The organism is Paractinoplanes rishiriensis (assembly GCF_016862375.1).
Classification (GTDB): domain Bacteria; phylum Actinomycetota; class Actinomycetes; order Mycobacteriales; family Micromonosporaceae; genus Actinoplanes; species Actinoplanes rishiriensis.
In genome coordinates this window covers 1-3,116 of sequence record NZ_BOMV01000148.1, presented here as the reverse complement: position 1 = coordinate 3,116, position 3,116 = coordinate 1, and the positions used below count along the sequence as shown (strand labels likewise).

Below are 3,116 nucleotides of genomic sequence, written 5' to 3'. Positions count from 1 at the left end.
TCACTTAGCCACTACTTCACTCCCAAATGGTTTCTCTACGACTCTATCGAAACAATTAAACCGCGCAGGTGCCATAACCGCCACGGATCAGGCCCTGAACTGAGGCATAAACGAGTGATGCAGCACTCATCCGGCAATTGCAGGGCACGACAGGACGTCATACCAGTACCGGCCGGGCACACTACCGCGCGCCACACCAACAGAACGACCGGCACGTACTACGGCCGTTACACGCACAAGCTGGTCAAGATGACGGCATGAAGACACGCAGGTCTCCGCAGCCGCTGCCGTTCGCTCGGCTCACCCGTCCCTTGTCGTAGCAGCGACAGGGCGCCATTGAAGACGGTCCGTCAACGCCAGCAGAGAATCCGCTAGCTCGGCAGCGGACAGGGTCGTCGATACCGCAGGCGACAACAGCGAGACCCGCCCACACCGCCTGCAGTACCAGCACCGCCGCCACAACCACAGTGCACGCTGAGCCTGCCGGCCACGGTGACCTCGCTCGCGCCGTCGAAGCCGCCAGACAGCTGCGCCGCCCGCGGCCACAAACGCGGTCCCGAACACCCACGGCCCTGTCGCCGGCCCCACGCTGTGCGACAGACCGACCTCGAGCGCCGTAAGTCCCAACAGCGCCGCGAACCCGAGTTTCACCACCGGCAGAGCACGCCGGCCGAAACCGCGGGGCGGCGCCAACGACGCGGCGAGAGCACTCCGCCGGACACCGCGAGCCCGAACGGCAACCGGAAACGCAAAAGTCCCATGAATCTGACCGCGAAGGTTGACGACCTGCCGGTCCTCGCGATAAATCACCGGGACCGACTGCAACTGGTCAGCAGTGCGGCAGCTAAGGCATGCGGTGTTCTGCCCTGACGGCTGACTCGCCCGGGGCGAAGCGGATTTGTCGGTCGCCCCGGTGGCCCGGGCGGTCGACGACGTGGCGAGTCGAGTCGTCACCGTGCGACGAGGTTCGCCTGCATGCGCGTCCAACATCTCATCTCCTCGTTCACTGGCCTGGTGGGCACGGAGCGGCGAGCCGCCGGAGGCACCAGCGATCGCGCCTACTTCGTTCTCTCAGCGCTACGGCACAGAGGCTCGTCGAGATCGAGCGCCCTCTGCGTCGTATCCATTTGTGCGTTAGAAGTGTTCGGATGACAGGCTTTTTGTCAGGCTATCGGCGTCTACTAGCGGGCAGATTCAGGCGGCTTCGGCGATAAGTTTGTTGAGTCGCTCGACGAGGTCGGCCGAGCGGCCCGGACGAACTCGGACGTAGAGGCGCAGCGTCGTGAGTTCGTCCTCGTGGCCGAGGTGCTTCTGAACATCCTTGACGCTCGCTCCAGCGTCGATCAAAAGGGACGCACACGTTCCTCGCAGATCATGTGGGAGGGCCTCGACACCGGAACGAACAACCGCTTTATCCCATTGATCGCGCCGCCAGTTCCGGTATCGAAGGTGCCGACCCAACCGGCTGGGGAAGATCAGCAAGGCCGTTTTTCGCAGCCCTTGGATCTCCTCGATGACCGCATCCGGCAGATCCACCGTACGAACGGCGTAGCTCTTCGTCGGCCCGACGACCAGCTTTCCCGTGGTGTCTTCGACGCTGAGACGTATCGTCACCGTCCTACCTTTGAAATTTATGTCCGACCAACGGAGGGCTAACGCCTCGCCGATCCGCAGTCCTCCGTACGCAAGTAGGCGGACGAGTGCGCGATCACGCGGCAGTCTCATGCCGCAGGTCAGCTTCTCCACCTCGGCCGGCGTCAAGACTGGCCGCTCAAGGCGAGGCGGCATTTTCAGCTTGATGGACCGGTCCGTGGCAGGATTGCGGGCGATCGCGTGGTCGCGGACGGCGCGGTCGAGGACCCGTTTCAACACGCCCAGTGCCTCGACAACTCTCGACACGCTGACACCCGCCGCGATCATGTCGGCGACCCAGTCGTCGATCCGGTTGCCATTGATGCGACGAACCGGCATCGCGCCGAATGTCGGCGCCACTCGCAGCCGCCACTCCCGGACGTAGCCCACCTTGGTTCCCAGCTTAAGATGTTGAATGGAGTTCTCGTAGCCGGGCCACCAACTGCTCAGCGGCCGCATTGCCGCCTTTTCGTTAGTGGCGGTGCCGTCGTCGATTTCCGTTCTCTTGCGGGACAACCACCGATCTGCACTCTTGCGATCAGCAAAGGTGACCGGCCCTGGCACCAGCTTGCCCGTGTCAGGATCCGGATATCGCGCCTGGAACCGGCCGCTCGGCAACTTGCGGACCGCGCCCCAGCCTCGTCGTGTGTTGGCCATTTGCTCATCGCTCCTCGTCATTGCTTAATGCGTTTGGCACGTATCTGGCACGCCAGGCGTCAGACAGTACGTCGCAGCAAGTCAGAGCAACAAGAACAAACTGTTCCTAAACCGTGTGTCGCTTTTTACGTCGTTCCTCTTGATTTCCTAATAGAACTGTTCCGCTTCGCGCTCCGCAATAAACTGCTCGACTGACGACCGCCGGAAACGTAGATACTTGCCAACGCGGAAGCCTTTCGGTCCTCTCAAATCGCCATTTTCTGATGGTGCCGACTGACACCTTGAGAATTTCTGCCACCTCTTCGACAGTCAAGATCTCGTCGTTTCTTGGGTTTGGTGTCCTTCGCTGTCAACGACATGTCCTTTCTTCCTCGGGTTGGATCGCGCAGGTTCGACGCGAGGATGCAGCCTGGTCGTTGCCCCGTTGACGATGCGCCACTCGTACGAGTGATCGGAGCCCGAAGCCTGTAGGGCTAGGTTCCTAGGACGGCAACGGTGCGCGTCGGAGGCAGCACAGTGCAGCGCGAGATCGGACACCGAGACGTGCAGCACCGCCGCACCGGCTCGGCCTGCACGACGATCGTGGGGGCACCGTGCGGTCAAAGCACCGAAGTCGCCGGACCAGCGCATTGACCACGACGCCACGACCGGCCACCGGCAGGGCGGCGATCTGCCGGCGGTGATAGGCGTGCGCCCGCTGTGTCGGCTGATCACACAGTGGGCAAGCCACCGGCAGCACCTGCATCCGCGCGAGGACCCTCACGACCTGGCTCCATGACGGTCCGCGGCGTCGCGTGGCCGGCAACGCAGGATCACGCTGAACTCCT

At 62.9% G+C, this 3,116-nt stretch carries 3 protein-coding genes; all 3 read right to left on the bottom strand.

The window, feature by feature from the left end; all coding sequences use genetic code 11:
• Nucleotides 1–1,194: 1,194 nt before the first annotated feature.
• Nucleotides 1,195–2,289, bottom strand: coding sequence for a tyrosine-type recombinase/integrase (locus Ari01nite_RS49270; protein WP_203791660.1), 1,095 nt, complete (start codon nucleotides 2,287–2,289; stop codon nucleotides 1,195–1,197).
• Nucleotides 2,290–2,395: 106 nt separating this feature from the next.
• Nucleotides 2,396–2,602, bottom strand: coding sequence for a helix-turn-helix domain-containing protein (locus Ari01nite_RS51630; RefSeq protein ID WP_203791659.1), 207 nt, complete (start codon nucleotides 2,600–2,602; stop codon nucleotides 2,396–2,398).
• Between the two features lie 168 nt (nucleotides 2,603–2,770).
• Complete coding sequence (locus tag Ari01nite_RS51625; protein WP_369076801.1) at nucleotides 2,771–3,034, bottom strand: transposase family protein; 264 nt, start codon at nucleotides 3,032–3,034, stop codon at nucleotides 2,771–2,773.
• Nucleotides 3,035–3,116 lie beyond the last annotated feature (82 nt).